At 74.1% G+C, this 17703-nt stretch carries 16 protein-coding genes; 8 read left to right on the top strand and 8 right to left on the bottom strand.

Translation table 11 applies throughout. The features are described from left to right. Positions 1–104 precede the first annotated feature (104 nt). Positions 105–1001, bottom strand: coding sequence for a succinate--CoA ligase subunit alpha (gene sucD / locus ATJ88_RS04815; protein WP_098462845.1), 897 nt, complete (start codon positions 999–1001; stop codon positions 105–107). A gap of 33 nt (positions 1002–1034) precedes the next feature. Further along, a complete protein-coding gene (sucC, locus tag ATJ88_RS04810) occupies positions 1035–2204 on the bottom strand; it encodes an ADP-forming succinate--CoA ligase subunit beta (RefSeq protein ID WP_098462844.1) in 1170 nt (389 codons plus the stop codon). 465 nt (positions 2205–2669) lie between these two features. Between sucC and ATJ88_RS04805 the strand changes: the two genes are divergently transcribed. Beyond that, positions 2670–2876, top strand: a complete 207-nt coding sequence (locus ATJ88_RS04805) for a helix-turn-helix domain-containing protein (protein ID WP_098462843.1) — start codon at positions 2670–2672, stop codon at positions 2874–2876. Further along, positions 2876–3421: a Clp protease N-terminal domain-containing protein gene (locus ATJ88_RS04800; protein WP_098462842.1), complete on the top strand. Its 546-nt coding sequence runs from the start codon at positions 2876–2878 to the stop codon at positions 3419–3421. Before ATJ88_RS04805 ends, ATJ88_RS04800 begins: the two co-directional genes overlap by 1 nt. Positions 3422–3576: 155 nt before the next feature. Here the strand turns inward: ATJ88_RS04800 and ATJ88_RS04795 are convergent, their stop codons facing one another. Continuing rightward, complete coding sequence (locus tag ATJ88_RS04795; RefSeq protein WP_098462841.1) at positions 3577–5655, bottom strand: acyltransferase family protein; 2079 nt, start codon at positions 5653–5655, stop codon at positions 3577–3579. Between the two features lie 100 nt (positions 5656–5755). After that, positions 5756–8404 carry a UvrD-helicase domain-containing protein gene (locus tag ATJ88_RS04790; RefSeq protein WP_098462840.1) on the bottom strand — a complete coding sequence of 883 codons (2649 nt, stop codon included), beginning with the start codon at positions 8402–8404 and terminating at the stop codon, positions 5756–5758. Between the two features lie 73 nt (positions 8405–8477). Here ATJ88_RS04790 and ATJ88_RS04785 point away from each other — a divergent pair, with 73 nt between their 5' ends. Together ATJ88_RS04785 and ATJ88_RS04780 are read left to right on the top strand one after the other, a co-directional pair. Beyond that, positions 8478–10118, top strand: a complete 1641-nt coding sequence (locus ATJ88_RS04785) for a DUF389 domain-containing protein (RefSeq protein WP_098462839.1) — start codon at positions 8478–8480, stop codon at positions 10116–10118. A gap of 88 nt (positions 10119–10206) precedes the next feature. Beyond that, positions 10207–10584: a VOC family protein gene (locus ATJ88_RS04780; RefSeq protein ID WP_098462838.1), complete on the top strand. Its 378-nt coding sequence runs from the start codon at positions 10207–10209 to the stop codon at positions 10582–10584. A gap of 15 nt (positions 10585–10599) precedes the next feature. Here the strand turns inward: ATJ88_RS04780 and ATJ88_RS04775 are convergent, their stop codons facing one another. From ATJ88_RS04775 to ATJ88_RS04760, 4 genes are all read right to left on the bottom strand, one after another. Beyond that, positions 10600–11049, bottom strand: a complete 450-nt coding sequence (locus ATJ88_RS04775) for a GNAT family N-acetyltransferase (protein ID WP_098462837.1) — start codon at positions 11047–11049, stop codon at positions 10600–10602. Positions 11050–11071: 22 nt separating this feature from the next. Then, complete coding sequence (locus ATJ88_RS04770; RefSeq protein WP_098462836.1) at positions 11072–11602, bottom strand: hypothetical protein; 531 nt, start codon at positions 11600–11602, stop codon at positions 11072–11074. Continuing rightward, the gene (locus ATJ88_RS04765) at positions 11599–12081 is read right to left on the bottom strand and encodes a DUF456 domain-containing protein (RefSeq protein WP_098462835.1); all 483 of its coding nucleotides are present in this window, start codon (positions 12079–12081) and stop codon (positions 11599–11601) included. Before ATJ88_RS04765 ends, ATJ88_RS04770 begins: the two co-directional genes overlap by 4 nt. 127 nt (positions 12082–12208) lie before the next feature. Further along, positions 12209–12583: a hypothetical protein gene (locus ATJ88_RS04760; RefSeq protein ID WP_098462834.1), complete on the bottom strand. Its 375-nt coding sequence runs from the start codon at positions 12581–12583 to the stop codon at positions 12209–12211. Positions 12584–12955: 372 nt separating this feature from the next. On the opposite strand from ATJ88_RS04760, the gene ATJ88_RS04755 reads away from it, so the two are divergent. The 4 genes from ATJ88_RS04755 to ATJ88_RS04740 are packed head-to-tail and all read left to right on the top strand — an operon-like array spanning position 12956 to position 17658. Then, on the top strand, positions 12956–14689 hold the full coding sequence (locus tag ATJ88_RS04755; protein ID WP_098462833.1) for a nitrite/sulfite reductase: 1734 nt from the start codon (positions 12956–12958) through the stop codon (positions 14687–14689). Then, positions 14686–15567, top strand: a complete 882-nt coding sequence (locus ATJ88_RS04750; protein ID WP_098462832.1) for a phosphoadenylyl-sulfate reductase — start codon at positions 14686–14688, stop codon at positions 15565–15567. The genes ATJ88_RS04755 and ATJ88_RS04750 overlap by 4 nt, the downstream gene beginning before the upstream one ends. A gap of 25 nt (positions 15568–15592) precedes the next feature. After that, the gene (cobA, locus tag ATJ88_RS04745) at positions 15593–16879 is read left to right on the top strand and encodes a uroporphyrinogen-III C-methyltransferase (RefSeq protein ID WP_098462831.1); all 1287 of its coding nucleotides are present in this window, start codon (positions 15593–15595) and stop codon (positions 16877–16879) included. Between the two features lie 56 nt (positions 16880–16935). Beyond that, positions 16936–17658 carry a sirohydrochlorin chelatase gene (locus tag ATJ88_RS04740; protein WP_098465121.1) on the top strand — a complete coding sequence of 241 codons (723 nt, stop codon included), beginning with the start codon at positions 16936–16938 and terminating at the stop codon, positions 17656–17658. Positions 17659–17703: the final 45 nt, after the last annotated feature.

Raw genomic sequence — 17703 nt, 5'->3', positions numbered from 1 at the left:
CGTCGTCGGGCACCAAAACGCCGAGGCGCCGGGTTCGGTCCCGCGCACCGCCCGGAGGTGGTGCCGCGACCGGACCCGACGCCTCGGCGTCAGGGCTGCTCGACTCAGAGCGCCTGGAGGATCTCCCGCATGAGCGCAGCGGTCTCGGACGGCGTCTTGCCGACCTTCACGCCGACGGCCTCGAGGGCCTCCTTCTTCGCCTGCGCGGTGCCGGCCGAGCCGGACACGATCGCACCCGCGTGACCCATCGTCTTGCCCTCGGGGGCGGTGAAGCCCGCGACGTAGCCCACGACCGGCTTGGTGACGTGCTCGGCGATGTAGGCCGCCGCGCGCTCCTCCGCGTCGCCGCCGATCTCGCCGATCATGACGATCGCCTTGGTCTCGGGGTCGTTCTCGAACGCCTCGAGCGCGTCGATGTGCGTGGTGCCGACGATCGGGTCGCCGCCGATGCCGATGGCGGTCGAGAAGCCGAAGTCCTTCAGCTCGTACATCATCTGGTAGGTCAGGGTGCCCGACTTCGACACGAGACCGACCGGGCCCTTGCCCGTGATGGTGTGCGGGGTGATGCCGGCCAGCGACTCGCCCGGCGTGATGATGCCCGGGCAGTTCGGGCCGATCATGCGCGTGGACTTGCCCTGCAGGTAGGCCCAGACCTCGGCCGTGTCCTGGACGGGCACGCCCTCGGTGATGACGACGATCAGCGGCATCTCGGCGTCGATCGCCTCGATCGCGGCGTCCTTGGTGAAGGCCGGCGGCACGAAGAGCACGGAGACGTTCGCCCCCGTCTCGGCCATGGCCTCCTTGACGGTGCCGAAGACCGGGAGGGTGACGTCGTTGCCCTCGTGGTCCTTGTGCTCGACGGTCGTGCCGGCCTTGCGGGCGTTCACGCCGCCGACGATCTGGGCGCCCGAGTCGAGCATGAGGGCGGTGTGCTTCGCACCCATCCCGCCCGTGATGCCCTGGACGATGATCTTCGAGTCGGAGTTCAGGTAGATCGACATGGTGTTGGTGTCTCTGCTCTCAGGTTCCGGCGGTCAGACGTTGGCCAGCTCGGCGGCCTTGTCGGCGCCGCCGTCCATGGTCTCGGCCAGGGTCACGAGCGGGTGCGCGGCGTCGGCCAGGATCTGGCGGCCGAGCGCGACGTTGTTCCCGTCGAGGCGGACGACGAGCGGCTTGGTGGCCTCGTCGCCGAGGATCTCCAGCGCGCCCACGATGCCCTTGGCGACCTCGTCGCAGGCGGTGATGCCGCCGAACACGTTGACGAACACGCTCTTGACCTGCGGGTCGTTGAGGATGACGTCGAGACCGTTCGCCATGACCTGCGCGTTCGCGCCGCCACCGATGTCGAGGAAGTTGGCGGGCTTCACGCCGCCGTGCGCCTCGCCGGCGTAGGCGACGACGTCGAGGGTCGACATGACCAGGCCCGCGCCGTTGCCGATGATGCCGACCTCGCCGTCGAGCTTGACGTAGTTGAGGCCGTTCGCCTTGGCCTTGGCCTCCAGCGGGTCGGTGGACGCGGCGTCCTCGAGCTCGGCGTGGTCCGGGTGCCGGACCTCGGAGGCGTTCTCGTCGAGGGTGACCTTGCCGTCGAGGGCGACGATCGCACCGTCCTCGGTACGGACCAGCGGGTTCACCTCGACCAGCGTCGCGTCCTCGGCCGTGAAGACCGTCCAGAGCTTGCGGATGACGTCGGCGACGGGGGCCTTGAGGTCGTCGGCGAAGCCCGCGGCGTCGACGATCTCCGCGGCCTTGGCCTCGTCGATGCCGACGATCGGGTCGACGGCCACCTTGGCGAGGGCCTCGGGACGCTCGACGGCCAGCTGCTCGATCTCCATGCCGCCCTCGACCGAGCACATGGCCAGGTAGTTGCGGTTCGAGCGGTCCAGCAGCACGGAGAAGTAGAACTCCTCGGCGATCTTGGCGCCCTGCGCGATCATCACGCGGTGGACCGTGTGGCCCTTGATGTCCATGCCGAGGATCTCGGCGGCCTTCTCCTGCGCCTCGGCCGGCGAGTGCGCGAGCTTGACGCCACCGGCCTTGCCGCGGCCACCGGTCTTGACCTGGGCCTTCACGACGACGGTCCCGCCGCCCAGCTTCTCTGCGCCTGCGCGAGCCTCTTCGGGCGTCGTCGCGACGACACCGCCGAGCACGGGAACACCGTGCTTCTCGAAGATGTCGCGAGCCTGGTATTCGAACAGGTCCACCCTGCTGCGTCCTTCCATCGGTTGAGCCCCTGGGTCGGCAAGGGCCGGCCTGTGGCGATGTCTCGACGTCAAGACATCCCCGCCCAGAGTAGCCGCGTGTGCGGGGGCGGCGGCACCCCGGGTCCCCAGATGCCCCGATCGGGTGACGGATCCCACACGAAGAGCAGGCCTCGCACGGGAACTCCGCGGGCCCCGGCGCCGCGCGGTGCAGCGCGGTGCAGCGCGGTGCACGGCCGCGGCCACCGGTACCGCCGGGCGCGACGTCGCGGTCCGCGTCCCGGGTCGGTGCACGTCAGGGCCGTCGGCGCAGGCTCCCGCGAGTCAGCGCTGGATCCGTCGAGTCAGCGCACCGTCGCGCGAGTCAGCGCACGGCCCACCGAGTCAGCGCAAGATCGCGCGAGTCGGCGTGAGCACCGATGTCAACGAAGGTTGACAGCCCCCCGGGTGTCAACCTAGGTTGACGCCATGACGGAGAAGACCATCGCCACCGCCGCCGGGGACGACCCGGCCGACGGCATGCGCGCCGTCCGGGCGCTCCGCGACCTCGCCGACCGGCTGGAGGTGCTGCAGGTCGAACGCGCCCGCGACCTCGGCTGGTCGTGGCAGGACATCGCCGACGCCCTCGGCGTGACGCGGCAGGCGGTCCACAAGAAGCACTCCCGGAGGTCCTGATGTTCGAGAGGTTCACCCGCGACGCCCGCGAGGTCGTCGTCGGCGCCCAGCAGGTGGCGCGCGAGACCCGGTCCGCCACCATCGACACCCGCCATCTGCTGGTCGCGATGCTCGACGGCGCCGGTCCCGTCCTCGCCGCCGTCCACGACACGGGGCTGGCACCCGCCGACGTCGCCGCCCGTGCACGACGCGCCGTCACCTCCGGCGACCCGCTCGACGACGACGCCCTCGCCGCCGTCGGGATCGACGTCGCCGCGCTGCGTCGCCGGACCGACCGCCTGTTCGGCGAGGGGGCGCTCGACCGCGCCGGGCGCCGTCCCGCCCGACGCGGCGGCCACGTGCCGTTCACCCGCGACGCGAAGAAGGCCCTCGAGCTGTCGCTGCGAGAGGCGGTCCGCCTCCATGACAGGAGCATCGGCACGCGGCACCTGCTCCTCGGCCTGCTGCGCGCCGACTGCCCCGGGGGCCGGGTGCTGGAGGCCGCGCTGCACGACGCCGGCTCCGACGTCCCCACGCTGCGGGACGTCGTCGAACGGGCCGCGTGACCGGCACACGCCCTCCGGGGCGGCGCCGACTCGCAGATGTGCACGCTGACTCGGCGAAGCCAGCGCTGACTCGGCGGATCCAACGCTGACTCGCGGACGTCTGCGCTGAGTCGGCGGGGTGTGCGCTGACTCGCGGGAGGGGGCGCCGGGCGGCGTCAGTCGATCTGCGCGAGCGTCTGCTTGAGCACCTTGGCGTACGCGTAGGTGCCCTCGACGTTCGGGTGGGTGCGGTCGGCGTGCAGCAGGCCGGGGTGGTCACGGACGACGTCGTCCCACGGCGCCACCCACACGTTGTCCCGCTCCGCGGCGATCTGGTCGAGCCGCTCGTTGGTGCTGGGCACCCAGTCGCTGACGCCGACGGTGGCCACGAGGACGACGTCACGGTCGGGCCCGAGCAGGTCGAGGATCTGGTCGAGGGACTCCTCGGCCCCGGCCCACGCGAACCCGCCGTTGGTGCCGAACTGGAGGACGACGACGTCGCGGATCTCGCCGCGGCGGTCGGCGGCCTCGATGATCGCGGGCGCGTCGACCCACTTGCGGATGGGTTCGCCGTCGATCGCGATGCCGGGGAACTTCTCGAACAGGGCGGGCGCGGCGCCGGAGAGCACGGAGTCGCCGAAGGCGGAGATCTGGTCGCCGGTGATCCTCGCCCGCATGGCAGGCCGGTCGGCGGGCTCCTCCGCCGTCTTCTCGCCGCCCTTCGCCCCCTGCTTCCCGCCGGACGCCGTGCTGCCGTCCCGATCGGCCTTCGTGCCGGCGGGTTCCGCGCCGTCGGACCCGTCCTGCGCGGTGGCGGCCGCCTGCACGGCGATCATCGCCTGCCCCTGCTCGACCGCGAGCTCGGCCTGCGAGACGGCGGGAGCGGTCGCGACGACGACACCCGCCGCGACGACGGCGAGCCCGGCCGCCCCGGCGAGCGTGCGGGCGAGCACGGGCCGCCGACCGAACGTGTCGATCGCGGCGCGCACCCGGACGGCGGTGCCCCGGAACCCGTGCCTCCGCACCGGCGTCTCGATCCAGCGGTACGAGGCCGCGGACGCCAGCACGGTGAGGCCGATCGCGACGGCGGTGCCGCGCCACCACAGGACGGTGCCGGGCTGCGCCTGCACGACGGCGTCGACGAGCAGGATGACGGGCCAGTGCCACAGGTAGAGACCGTAGGAGCGTGCCCCGACCCACACGAGCGGCCGCGCCTCGGCGAGCCGCACACCGCCGGTGCGGCGCCCGGAGACGGCCTCGTCGGTGGTCGCGTCGGCGCAGCGCGCCACCAGCAGCAGCGCGAGCAGCGACGCGGCGAGGATTCCGCCGCGGTATGGCCACGCGGTGTCGTCGTGGAGGGTCGCCACGAGGATGCCCAGGCCGCCGAGCCCGACCGGGACGGCCCAGCGGGCGGCCCGGTCGGACAGCAGCCGGGCGCCGGTGCTCGCGTGCAGCGCCGCGGCGACGCCGAGCAGCAGGCCGAACGCGTGGGTGTCGGTGCCGTAGTAGACGCGGGTCGGGTCGCCGCCCGGGGCGTACAGGACCGCCATCGCGACGGCGGAGGCGACCGCGCCGGCGGCAGCCACGCGCACGCGGGCCCGGGGCGTGGGGGTCACGACGATGAGGACGACGAGCAGCACCGGCCACAGCAGGTAGAACTGCTCCTCGACGGCCAGCGACCAGAACGTCTGGAACAGCACCGGCTGCGTGTCGTCGAAGTAGCTCTGCCCGGCGGCGATCTCCAGCCAGTTCGTGCTGAACGTCGCGGCGCCGAGCACCTGCCGGCCGATGCCGACCAGCAGGTCGGGCTGCACGACGCGGGCGGCCAGGACGCACACCACCACCACGACGGCGAGGGCGGGCAGCAGGCGCCGGGCGCGGCGTCGCCAGAACTCCCGCAGCCGGACCCGACGGGTCGTGGACAGCTCGTGCAGCAGCAGCGTGGTGATGAGGAAGCCGCTGACGACGAAGAACACGTCGACGCCGAGGAACCCGCCCGGCAGGGACGCCGGGGCGACGTGGTAGACGATGACGAGCGTCACGGCGAGGGCGCGCAGCGCGTCGAGGCCGAGGACCCGTGCTGCGGACGACGTCGCCGTGGGCCGGCGCCGACGCCGCGCTGCGCCACCGGCGCGCTCCGCGCCGGCGGCGGCCCGCGCGGTCGAGCCGTACGGGGCCCGGGGGCGCCGCGAGGCGGTCTCCCGGTCAGGGACACGACGGAAGCCGTCCTGTGCCGACCCGACCTCCACGACCATGGGCGCTCCCGCGACCAGGGGGTACGTCCGGCGACGCGCCGTCGCGGGACAGGCTAGCGTCGCGCCGCGTCAGGACGCGGGAGGCACGACGACGACCGGCTCAGAGCTTGGTGACGGGGCTGAACCGCAGCAGGAGCCGCTTGGTGCCGTCCGCGCCGAAGTCGATGCGCGCGACCGCGTTGTGGCCCGCGCCCTCCAGCGCGACGACCCGCCCCACGCCGTAGGCGTCGTGGGTGACCTTGTCCCCCACGGCGAGCGAGGGGATGTCGGCGTCCTGGCGCGGGGTCGCCGACCCGAACCCGGCGACCGTCCCGCCGCCCGACGCGACGGCGGCCGCTCGGCGAGGGGTCTCGCGGCGGGTGGTGACGCGTCCGGACGTCGCACCCGAGCCACCGGTCCACCCGGTCCCGGCGCCCTGGCCCGACCGTGCGCCGCCGCCCCACGCGGAGCCGCCGCGACGCAGCGTCTGCGTCGCGGACTCGGCGCGGCGCCAGTCGAGGAGCTCGGCGGGGATCTCCTCGAGGAACCGGCTGGGCGGGAACTCGTTGGCCATGCCGAAGGCCGACCGGGTGCCCGCCCGGGACAGGTAGAGGCGCTGGCGGGCGCGCGTGATGCCCACGTAGGCGAGGCGCCGTTCCTCGGCGAGCTCGCCGTCGTCGTGCAGGGAGCGCATGTGCGGGAACGTGCCGTCCTCCAGGCCGGTGAGGAAGACGACGGGGAACTCGAGGCCCTTGGCGGTGTGCAGCGTCATGAGGGTGACGACGCCCGGGTCCTCGACGGGCTCCGCGTCGTGCTCGTGCTCCGCGCCGCCGTCGGCGACGTCCTCGGCGGGGATCTGGTCGGCGTCCGCGACGAGCGACACGCGCTCCAGGAAGTCGCCGAGGTCGCCCTCCGGGTCGGCCTCCGTGAACTCGACGGCGACGGCGTGCAGCTCGGCGAGGTTCTCCACGCGGGAGGCGTCCTGCGGGTCGTCGCTGGCGCGCAGCTCCGCCAGGTAGCCGGTGCGGTCCAGGACGGCGCCCAGCACCTCGGCCGGGGTCGCGCCGGCCTCGACCATGCCGCGCAGCTCCGCCATCATCTCGGCGAACGCCCGCAGCGGCTTGAGGGTGCGCGTCGTCATGCCGGGGATCTCGTCCACGCGGCCGAGCGCCGCGCCGAACGACACCCGCTCGGCGTCCGCGAACCCGGCCACCAGGGCCTCGGCCCGGTCCCCCAGGCCACGCTTGGGCACGTTGAGCACGCGCCGCACCGACACGTCGTCGTCCGGGTTGGCCAGCGCCCGCAGGTACGCGACGGCGTCCTTGACCTCCCGGCGCTCGTAGAAGCGCGTCCCGCCGACCACCTTGTACGGCAGCCCGACGCGGATCAGCACCTCCTCCAGCGCACGCGACTGCGCGTTGGTGCGGTAGAAGATCGCGACGTCACCGGGGCGCACGCCGTCGGAGTCCCCGAGGCGGTCGATCTCCTGCGCGACGAACCGGGCCTCGTGGTGCTCGTCGTCGGCGACGTAGCCGACGATCTTCTCCCCCGGGCCCGCGTCCGTCCACAGCCGCTTCTCGCGGCGGCCCGCGTTGCGGGCGATGACCGCGTTCGCCGCCGACAGGATGTTCTGCGTCGAGCGGTAGTTCTGCTCCAGCAGGATCGTGCGGGCGTCGGGGTAGTCCTCCTCGAACTCCACGATGTTGCGGATCGTGGCGCCGCGGAACGCGTAGATCGACTGATCGGCGTCGCCCACCACCGTCAGCTCGGCGGGCTCCAGCGCGTAGCCCTCGTCGTCCTCGGTGCGCACGCCGGTCAGCTCGCGCACCAGCACGTACTGCGCGTGGTTCGTGTCCTGGTACTCGTCGACGAGGATGTGCCGGAACCGGCGCCGGTAGTGCTCCGCCACGGCGGGGAACGCCTGCAGCAGGTTCACCGTCGTCATGATGATGTCGTCGAAGTCCAGGGCGTGCGCCTGCGCGAGCCGCGCCTGGTAGCGCCGGTAGACGTCGGCCAGGACGGCGTCGAACCGGTCGCCCCCGTCGGCCAGGCCGCCGCCCGCGAGCGCGCGCTCCCGCCAGCCGCCCGCCGGGGCGTCGTCGGCGGACCGCTGCGCGTACGCGTCCGGGTCGACCAGCTCGTTCTTCAGGTCGGAGATCTTGTTCGCGAGCGACCGCGGCGGGTACTTCTTGATGTCGAGGTCGAGCTCGCGGCACACCAGCGTGATGAGGCGCTGGGAGTCCGCCGCGTCGTAGATGGAGAAGCTGGAGCGCAGCCCGAGCGTCTTCGCCTCCCGCCGCAGGATCCGCACGCACGCCGAGTGGAACGTGGACACCCACATGCGGCCCGCCGCCGGGCCGACGAGCTGCTCCACGCGCTCGCGCATCTCCGCGGCGGCCTTGTTGGTGAACGTGATCGCGAGGATCTGACCGGGGCGCGCGCGGCGCGTCGCCAGCAGGTGCGCGATGCGGTGCGTCAGCACGCGCGTCTTGCCCGACCCGGCGCCCGCCACGATGAGCAGCGGCGACCCCGCGTGCACCACGGCGTCGCGCTGCGCCGGGTTGAGCCCGTCGAGCAGCGCCGCGGCCTCCTCGCCGCCGTCGTCGCCGTCCTCCGGGCCGCCGGGAGCGCCGGCACCCGGGTGCGGCACCCAGTCCGGCGCCGCCGCGTCGTCGTCCCACCGAGGGGCGGTCGTGGGCAGGGGTGCGGAACCGCTCGTCCGGGCAGGGTCGAGACCGGGCAGGGAGAGGCTGTCGAAGAGCGAAGTCATGGCTGTCCCAGCGTAGGCGGTGCCGGGGACATCTGGACGCGCCGAGCACGTCGCCTGCCGCTATGTTTCCGGCATGGAGCAGCGGGCGTCCGCGGACGCGACCCCCGCCGGGCCACCGGCAGCGTCGTCGGACCTGCTCGCGCACCCGGCACGCCTGGTCAACCCGTCCACGATCGGCGGCACGGTCGCCCTCGGCGTGGGGCTCGTCCTCGTGCTCGTGCCCGCCCTGTCGCACAACATCACCGTGGTCGTCGTCGGACTGGGCCTGCTCGCCTCCGGCCTCAACGACCTGTGGACCACCGCGCGACGACGCCACCTGCGTGTCGTCACCCGGGTCGCGTCCGCGCTGCGCGGCCTCGTCTCGCTCGCGCTCGCCGCCGTCTTCCTCGCCTACTCCCAGGTGGCGCTCGCCGCGACGATCCTGCTCGGCGCCGTGTACCTGTTCGTCCGCTCGCTGCTCACCCTGCTGCTCGCCGTCGTGAGCCGGGACCGCGCCCGCCGCGCCCCGCGGTACGCCAGCGCGGGCGTCGGCCTCGCCCTGTCGGTGGTCGTCGTCGCCACCCCGGGCGTCTACACCGACTGGCTCGCCGCCCTCGTCGGCGTCGTCGCGATCGTCGGCGGCACCATCGTCCTCGCGTACGGGTACCGCATCGCCAGCGGGCGGGTCCCGAAGCCCGAGGGCCTGTACCCGTCGTTCACGGAGATCCTCTGGTCGTGGGTGGAGCACGCCGACGTCGGCGGCGAGCGCCGCGACGAGCTCGCCGAGCAGCTGTACCTGGAACCTCCCGAGGTCGCGGCCAAGCGCGTCGCGTGGTGGACCATGCTCGTGCTCAGCGTCGCCATCGCGACGTTCGCCGTGCTCCAGGACTCCACGGCCGTCGTCATCGGGGCCATGCTCGTCGCGCCCCTCATGACCCCCATCCTGGGGCTCGCCGCGGCGCTCGTCTCCGGCTGGGCGACCCGCACCCTGCGCTCCCTGGCCCTCATCCTCGCGGGGACGGCCGTCGCCGTCGGCCTGGCGTTCGTCATCTCGTCCTGGGTGCCGAGCGTCGTCCCCTTCGAGACGAACTCGCAGATCGCGTCCCGCGTCAGCCCCACCCTGCTCGACATGCTCGTCGCCCTCGCCGCGGGCGCGGCCGGCGCGTTCGCCACCGCAGACCGCCGGGTCGCGTCCTCCCTCGGCGGGGTCGCGATCGCCGTCGCCCTCGTCCCGCCGCTGTCCGTCGTCGGGGTGTCCCTCGGTGCCGGGCGGCCCGACGACGCCGCGGGCGCCCTGCTGCTGTTCGGCACGAACTTCGTCTCCATCGTGCTGTCCGCCGCCGTCGTGTTCGTGCTCGCCGGCGTCGCGGACCCGGCCGCACTGCGCCGGGGAGGTCGCCGCATCGTCCTCACCCTCGCGCCGTTCGTCACCGCCGCGCTGCTCATCCTGCTGCCGCTGCTGCTCACCACGGACGGCCTGCTCACCACCACGGGCCAGCAGCGCACCGCGCAGGACGCCGTCGGCACGTGGCTCGGCCAGGACAGCACGCTGCGGCTCGCCGACGTCACCGTCGCCGGGGACACCGTCACCGTCGACCTCACCGGACCCGCCGACGACCTGCCCGACGTCGCGGCCCTGCGCACCGCGCTCGACGACGCCCTCGGCGGGTCGTGGGCCGTGGAGGTCGCCGTCACCCCGGTCGTCACCGAGCGCCTGCCCGCCACCACCGGCTGACCGACGCGCCGCCGGACCACCGATGAGTCCCCGCGGCGTGCAGGGTCTGCCCGGACGAGGCCGCACCGTGCGGCCGGGAGGAGCGCCCATGACCACCCACCTGCGCAGCCTGCACGCCGTCGCGATCCCCGTGACCGACCAGGACGCCGCCCTCGGCTTCTACCGGGACGTCCTCGGACTGACCGTCAGCCTCGACGAGCACCTCGCCGACGACTTCCGCTGGGTCGAGGTCGCGCTGCCGGACACCCCGGTCCGGCTCGCCCTCGTCCGCGCCGAGGACGGCTTCGCCGCAGGGCGGGACACCGGCATCCGGCTCATGACGGCCGACGCCGCCGCCGACCACGCGACCCTGACCACCGCCGGCGTCGACGTCGGCGACCTGCTGCTGTGGGACACCGCGCCGCCGATGTTCGCCCTGCGCGACCCGGACGGCAACACCCTGTACGTCATGGAGCCGCCCGCCTGACGGGCCGCCCGGACCTCAGCGGCGCAGCCGCATCGGGGTGTGCGGGATGTCGTCCTCCAGGTACTCCGGCCCGTCGACGACGAACCCGAACCGCCCGTAGAACCCCACCAGCGGCGACTGCGCGCCCAGCACGACGTCCTGCTCCGGCGCGTCCTGCGTCGCGGCGTCGACCGCGGCGCGCATCAGCTCGCCCGACGCCCCGGTCCCCCGCACGTCGGGGTGGCACACGACCCGGCCGATCCGCTGGACGTCGCCGTCGTCGAGCACGCGCGCCGTGCCGACCACCCGGCCCTCGTCGAGCAGCACCACGTGCCGGGTCCCGGCTTCCAGGTCGCGGCCGTCGAGGTCCGGGTACGCGCACTCCTGCTCGACGACGAACACGTCCTGCCGCAACCGCCACATCCCGTACGCGGTCCGAGGGTCGAGGGCGTCGAGCGGCTGGGTGAGGATCTGCACGGCCCCCATGCTCGCACGCGCGGACGGCCGCTCAGCGACCGCGGGTGCGTCGACGTCGCTGGGGCGCGCGGTCCTTGCGCTTCCCCCGCCTCCCGCGCTGCCCGTGCTCCTCTGCTTCCTCGTGCTCCCCGTCCTCCGGAAGGCCGGTGAGGTCGACGAACTCCCACGGGTCGTGGGTGAGCGTCTCCCGCAGGACGGGCGGCATCCGGGCGACGAGGTCGGCGTCGGCGCACACGCAGCGGAGCGCCGCGCGCCACCGGGGCTCCAGGCGGCACCGCTCCTCCAGGCCGGGCCAGTGCTGGGGCAGGTCGATCATCGATTCGATGACCCCTTCCCCGACCTGGCCGAGCTCGTCGTCGGTGGCCCGGTCGATCAGCGCACCGAGCATGGGAAACGGGTCGGCGCTGAACACGGCCCGGTCCCACACGGCGTCGTAGAAGTGCGAGAGCTCCTCGGAGGCGAGCCGTGCAGCCCGGTCGCCATGGAACAGCGTCAAGAATCGGAAGTACCCGTCCGCGACCTCGGCGTCGGAGATGCTCTCGACGTCGTCGGGCGCGGTCACGTGACGATCAGCCCGACGACCCACGCCCCGGCGGCGACGAGCCCACCGAGGAGCTGGACGCCGATGGTGATGGCCATGGCCTGCAGGGCGGCGACGGTGGCGCGCCAGGCGGCGCGGGCGTCGCGACGGCGCAGGTACTCCAGGATCATGACGGCGAGCGTGAAGAAGAGGAACAGGCCGACGACGGGGACGACGAAGAACCCGACGACACCGGCGAGGCCGCCGACGGCGAGGACGCCCCAGGGGACCTCGGCTCGGCGCATGTGCCGGCCGGCCAGCAGCCACTGGCCGAGCTCGGCGAGCCCGATGGCGAGGGCGGCGACGGCGAAGCAGACCCACGCGGCGGTGCCGCCGGTGACCCACGCCCACACGAGGATCGCGGTGAAGGTGAGGGCGTTGCCGGGCAGGATCTGCACGACGATGCCGACGAGCCCGACGGCGATGGCCAGGCCGACGAGGACTTCACCGAGGACGCTCATGGGCCGTACTGTCCCACGTCACCCCGACGACGACACCAGCGGCGCTGCCGCGGACGAGCGGGGACGGGACGACGACGCCCCGTGACGTCGTGGTCACGGGGCGTCGTCGTGCGGGGAGCGGGGGGTGTCAGTTCCAGAAGACGGCGACGACGATGTTGACGATCGTCAGGGCGCCGATGGTGTGCTTGAGACCGGGGGCGACGGCCCCGGTGCCGTTGTCGCCCTTGGCGCCCTGCCGCTTGGCGAGGAACGCGAGGACGGCGATGACGAGGGCGAAGGTCAGCTTGACGGCGACCTTCGCCATGTCGGGACCGCCGTCATCCCACAGGCCGCTGGACTCCGCGACGCCGACCATGCCGACGCCGCCGACGAGCGCGGCGAGGGCACCGTGGAACACACCGCGGTAGAGGCCGGGGCTGCGCAGCGACGCGAGGTACCCGCCGAGGACGATCGCCCAGCCGACGAAGTGGAGGAACGCGAGCAGGTTGTAGACGAACTCCATGGGGGCAGCGTATCGAGGTGACACCGGTGTCAGAAACCTCCGTCGAACTTTGCGACATACTTCACAAGTCTCACTTCGTGAGATCGTCCCACGATGCGGACCGGGGGTTTCCCGCGGTCGCCCCGGCGGGTTAGATTCCTCTCCATGACCACGGCTGCGCTCTCCCCCCTCGCGATGCGTCGCGAGATGTCGGTGAGCCTGCGCATGTGCCTGCGCAGCTGTCAGTGCTGCTGTCGCTGATCGCGCCCCACCTCAGCCCGACCCGCACCCCGCGGACCTGAGCACCGGCGCGCGCCGTCGGTCTCGGCCCGTCCCGCTGAGCACCTGTCGTCGCGCGTCCCGCACCCCGAGGACCCGAGGATCTCCCCCCACATGACGACGCAGACCACGACCCCTGACGACCAGGCCGCCGCGGCGCCGGCCCGCCCGGCCCGCCCGGCGCGCGCCCCCCGGCCGAACGGCCAGTGGAAGGTCGACGGCACCACCCCCCTCAACCACAACGAGGAGTTCAAGCAGGAGGGCCCGCCGCTGGAGGTGCGCGAGCGGATCGAGACGATCTACGCCCGCGACGGCTTCGACTCCATCCCCGGCGACGACCTGCACGGCCGGTTCCGCTGGTGGGGCCTGTACACGCAGCGCAAGCCCGGGATCGACGGCGGCCGCACCGCCACCCTGGAGCCGCACGAGCTCGAGGACCGCTACTTCATGCTGCGGGTCCGCACCGACGGTGCCGCCCTGTCGCCGGCGGCCCTGCGCGTGCTCGGCGGCATCTCGGCCGAGTTCGGCCGCGGCACCGCGGACATCTCCGACCGGCAGAACATCCAGTACCACTGGATCGAGGTCGAGGCGATGCCGGAGATCTGGCGCCGCCTGGACTCCGTCGGGCTGGAGACGACGACGGCCTGCGGCGACTCGCCCCGCCCGTTCCTCGGCAGCCCCGTCGCGGGCGTCGCGGCCGACGAGATCCTCGACGCCACCGACGTCATCTCCGAGATCAAGCGCCGGTTCATCGGCAACCCGGACCTCGCCAACCTGCCCCGCAAGTTCAAGACGGCGATCTCCGGCCACCCCAGCCTGGACGTCGCGCACGAGATCAACGACATCGCGCTGGTCGGCGTCGTGCACCCCGAGCTGGGCCCCGGCTTCGACCTGTGGGTCGGCGGCGGCCTGTCCACCGCGCCCCGGCTGGGCGAGCGCCTCGGGGCGTTCGTCACCCCCGAGCAGGCGCCCGCCGTCTGGGAGGGCGTGGCGAGCGTCTTCCGCGACTACGGCTACCGCCGTCTGCGCAACAAGGCGCGCCTGAAGTTCCTGCTCGCCGACTGGGGTGCCGCCAAGTTCCGTCGGGTGCTGCAGGACGAGTACCTGGGCTACGAGCTCGCCGACGGCCCGCCCCCGGCACCCGCCACGCGGCCGGGCGACCACGTCGGCGTGCACGAGCAGAAGGACGGCCGCTACTACGTCGGCGCCGCACCCGTCGTGGGGCGCGTGGGCGGCAACACGCTGTCGGGCCTGGCCGACCTCCTGGAGAAGGTCGGCGCCGACGCCGCGCGCCTGACCGCCCACCAGAAGATCGTGATCCTCGGCGTGCCCGCGGACCGCGTCGACGAGCTCGTCGAGGGCCTGGAGCCGCTCGGCCTCACCGCCCGGCCGTCGCTGTTCCGCCGCTCCACGATGGCCTGCACCGGCATCGCGTTCTGCAAGCTCGCGATCGTCGACACCAAGGACACCGCGGCGCGCGTCATCGACGAGCTCGAGGAGCGCCTCGCGGACGTCACCGAGCAGCTGGACGTCCCCATCGCGCTCAACGTCAACGGCTGCCCCAACTCGTGCGCCCGCATCCAGACCGCCGACATCGGCCTCAAGGGCCAGATCATCACCGTGGACGGCGAGCAGATGCCGGGGTTCCAGGTGCACCTGGGCGGCAGCCTCGCCGGCACCGGGCAGGACGCCGGAGGCCTGGGCCGGACGGTCCGCGGCCTCAAGGTCCCGGCCACCGAGCTGTCGGACTACGTCGACCGGGTCGTGCGCCGGTTCGCCGACCAGCGGTCCGACGGCGAGACGTTCGCCGCGTGGGCGCTGCGCGCCGACGAGGAGGCGCTCGTATGACCGCCGTCCCCGTCAGCCTCGGCGTCGCGCCGACGTCCGCGCCCGCCGTCGCCCCCGTGTCGTCGCTCGCCGGTGCCGCCGCCGAGGCGCGCCGCCGGGCCGCCCAGCGCGAGCAGTCCCGCGCCCGCCGCAACGCCCGGGTCGACGGGCGCGAACGCCGGCAGCGGTCCATCGCGGAGCTGTCCGAGATCGCCCGGCGCGGCCAGGCCGAGCTCGGCGGCTCCGGCATCGGCGCACCCGACGAGGCGTCGGCCGAGGACGTCATCGCCTGGGCCGTCGAGCAGTTCGGCGACTCCCTCGCCGTCGCGTCCTCCATGACCGACTCGGTGCTGTCGTACCTGGTCAGCCGCCAGCTCCCCTGGGTCGACGTCCTGTTCGGCGACACCGGCTACCACTTCGCCGAGACGCTCGGCACGCGGGACGCCGTCGCGCACTCCATCGAGGTCACCGTGGTGGACGTCCGGCCGCGGCTCAGCGTCGCCGAGCAGGACGAGGCGTACGGCGCCGACCTGTTCGCCCGCGACCCCGAGTCCTGCTGCCGCATGCGCAAGGTCGAGCCGATGCGCGAGATCCTCGGCGGCTACGAGGCGTGGGCCACCGGCCTGCGCCGCGCGGACTCCGGCACCCGGGCCAAGGCCCCGCTGGTGACGTTCGACCACAACAACAACCTGGTCAAGATCAACCCGATCGCGGCGTGGAGCGACGACCAGCTCGTCGGCTACGCGCTGCGGCACGGGCTGACGGTCAACCCGCTGCTCAACGACGGCTACCCGTCGATCGGCTGCGAGCCCTGCACCCGGCGGGTGTCGGCCGGGGAGGACCCCCGCGCCGGCCGCTGGTCGGGCGTGGACAAGACCGAGTGCGGCCTGCACATCTGACCCCCTCCTGCGCGAAGATCGAGACGTGACCGACCTGTACCCCCTCGGCCTGCGCGTGCGCGACCGGCTCGTCGTCGTCGTCGGCGGCGGGCCGGTCGCCGCGCGCCGCACCCGCGGCCTCCTCGACGCGGGCGCCCGCGTGCGCGTCGTGGCCCCCGACCTCACCGAGCCGCTGGCGACGCTCGTGGCGTCCGGCGACGTCGAGCACGTGGCCCGCCCGTACGCGTCCGGCGACCTCGACGGCGCGTGGCTCGTGCACACCGCGACGGGCGTGCCCGAGGTCGACGCGGCCGTGGCGGCCGACGCCGAGGCGGCACGCACGTTCTGCGTGGTGGCCTCGGACGCCGCGGCCGCCACCGCGTGGGTGCCCGCCGTCGCCCGGCTCGACGACGTCCCCGTCGACGCCACCGACGGATCCGACGCCACGGGGACCCCCGGGGAAGGCGGGGTCGTCGTGGCCGTGCACGCGGGCCGTGACCCGCGCCGCGCCACCCGGCTGCGCGACGCCGTGGCGGCCGCCCTGGACGCCGGGGAGCTGCCGCTGCGCCGTGGCCGCACGACCGGCCGCCCGGGCCGGGTGGCCCTCGTGGGCGGCGGGCCGGGCGCGCCGGGCCTCGTCACGGGTCGAGGGCGGCGACTCCTGGCGGCCGCCGACGTCGTCGTCACCGACCGGCTCGGGCCGCGCGACCTGCTCGCGACGCTCGCCGACGACGTCGAGGTGATCGACGTCGGCAAGACCGCCGGCAACCACCCCGTCCCCCAGGAACGCATCAACGAGCTCCTGGTGGAGCACGCCCTGGCGGGCCGGGACGTGGTGCGGCTCAAGGGTGGCGACCCGTACGTGTTCGGCCGCGGCGGCGAGGAGGTGCTCGCGTGCCGCGCGGCGGGCGTCGAGGTCGAGGTCGTGCCGGGCGTGACGTCCGCGGTGTCCGTGCCCGCGTCCGTCGGCATTCCCGTGACGCACCGCCAGGTGGCCGCCGGGTTCAGCGTGCTCACCGCGCACGAGGCGGTGGACGACGTCCCCGGCGGTCCCGAGCACACCCTCGTGCTCCTCATGGGCGTCACCCGGCTCGCCACGACCGCGGCCGCGCTCGTCGCCGCGGGACGCCCCGCGGACACCCCCGTCGCCGTCGTCGAGGACGGGTACGGCCCGCGTCAGCGCGCCACGTTCGGCACGCTGGCCGACATCGGCGAGCGCGCCGCCGCCGCGCAGGTCCGCCCGCCCGCCGTCACCGTCATCGGGGACGTCGTGCGCCTCGCCCCGGGCTGGACGGCTCACACCGCCGGCGAGACCCCGGTGAGCACCCCGTGACACGGCGTCACACCACCGACACCACCGCGACAGGTGCGCGGCGTAGCGTGACGGGCATGACCGCCCCGACCCTCCTCGCGATCTCGCACGGCACGTCGTCCGCGCCGGGCGCCGCAGCCGTCGCCGGGCTCGTCGACGCCGTCGCCGCCCGCCTGGACGGCGAGGCCCCGGTCCGCGGCGGGTTCGTCGACGTCCAGCAGCCCGACGTCCCCACCTGCCTGGCCGCGCTGACGGGCACCGCGACCGTGATCGTGCCCCTGCTGCTGTCCGCCGGGTTCCACGTCCACGTCGACCTGCGCGAGGACGTCGACGCCGCCACGCAGGCGGGGCAGAGCGTCCACCTCGCGGGGGCCCTGGGCCCCGACGAGCGGCTGGTCGACCTCCTGGAGCGGCGGCTGCGCGCTGCCGGGCTCGCGGCGGGCGACGTGGTCGTCCTCGCCGCCGCCGGGTCGTCCGACGACCGCGCCGTCGCCGACTGCGAGCGCACCGGCGCCCTGCTCGCCGAGCGCACCGGGCACGAGGTCCGCGTCGGGTACATCGCCAACGCCGTGCCGCGGCTGCCCGACGTCGTCGCCGCCGTCCGCGCCGACCGGCCGGGCGCCCGCATCGTCACCGCCAGCTACCTCGTCGCCCCCGGCTACTTCCAGACCCTCGCGGAGAAGGCCGGCGGCGACGTCACCACCGCTCCCCTGCTACCCGCCGACGAGGCGCCACCCGTCGAGCTGGTCGGCATCGTCGTGGACCGCTACCGGGCTGCCGCGGGCGTCGCCGCCGACTGACACCGGTTGCCCTGCGGGCGGAGTCGCGGGACGATCCCGGCACGA

Origin of the sequence: Isoptericola jiangsuensis (assembly GCF_002563715.1) — a bacterium.
GTDB classification, from domain to species: domain Bacteria; phylum Actinomycetota; class Actinomycetes; order Actinomycetales; family Cellulomonadaceae; genus Isoptericola; species Isoptericola jiangsuensis.
Note: the sequence above shows the minus strand (reverse complement) of the source record. Positions and strands in the feature narration are given on the sequence as shown.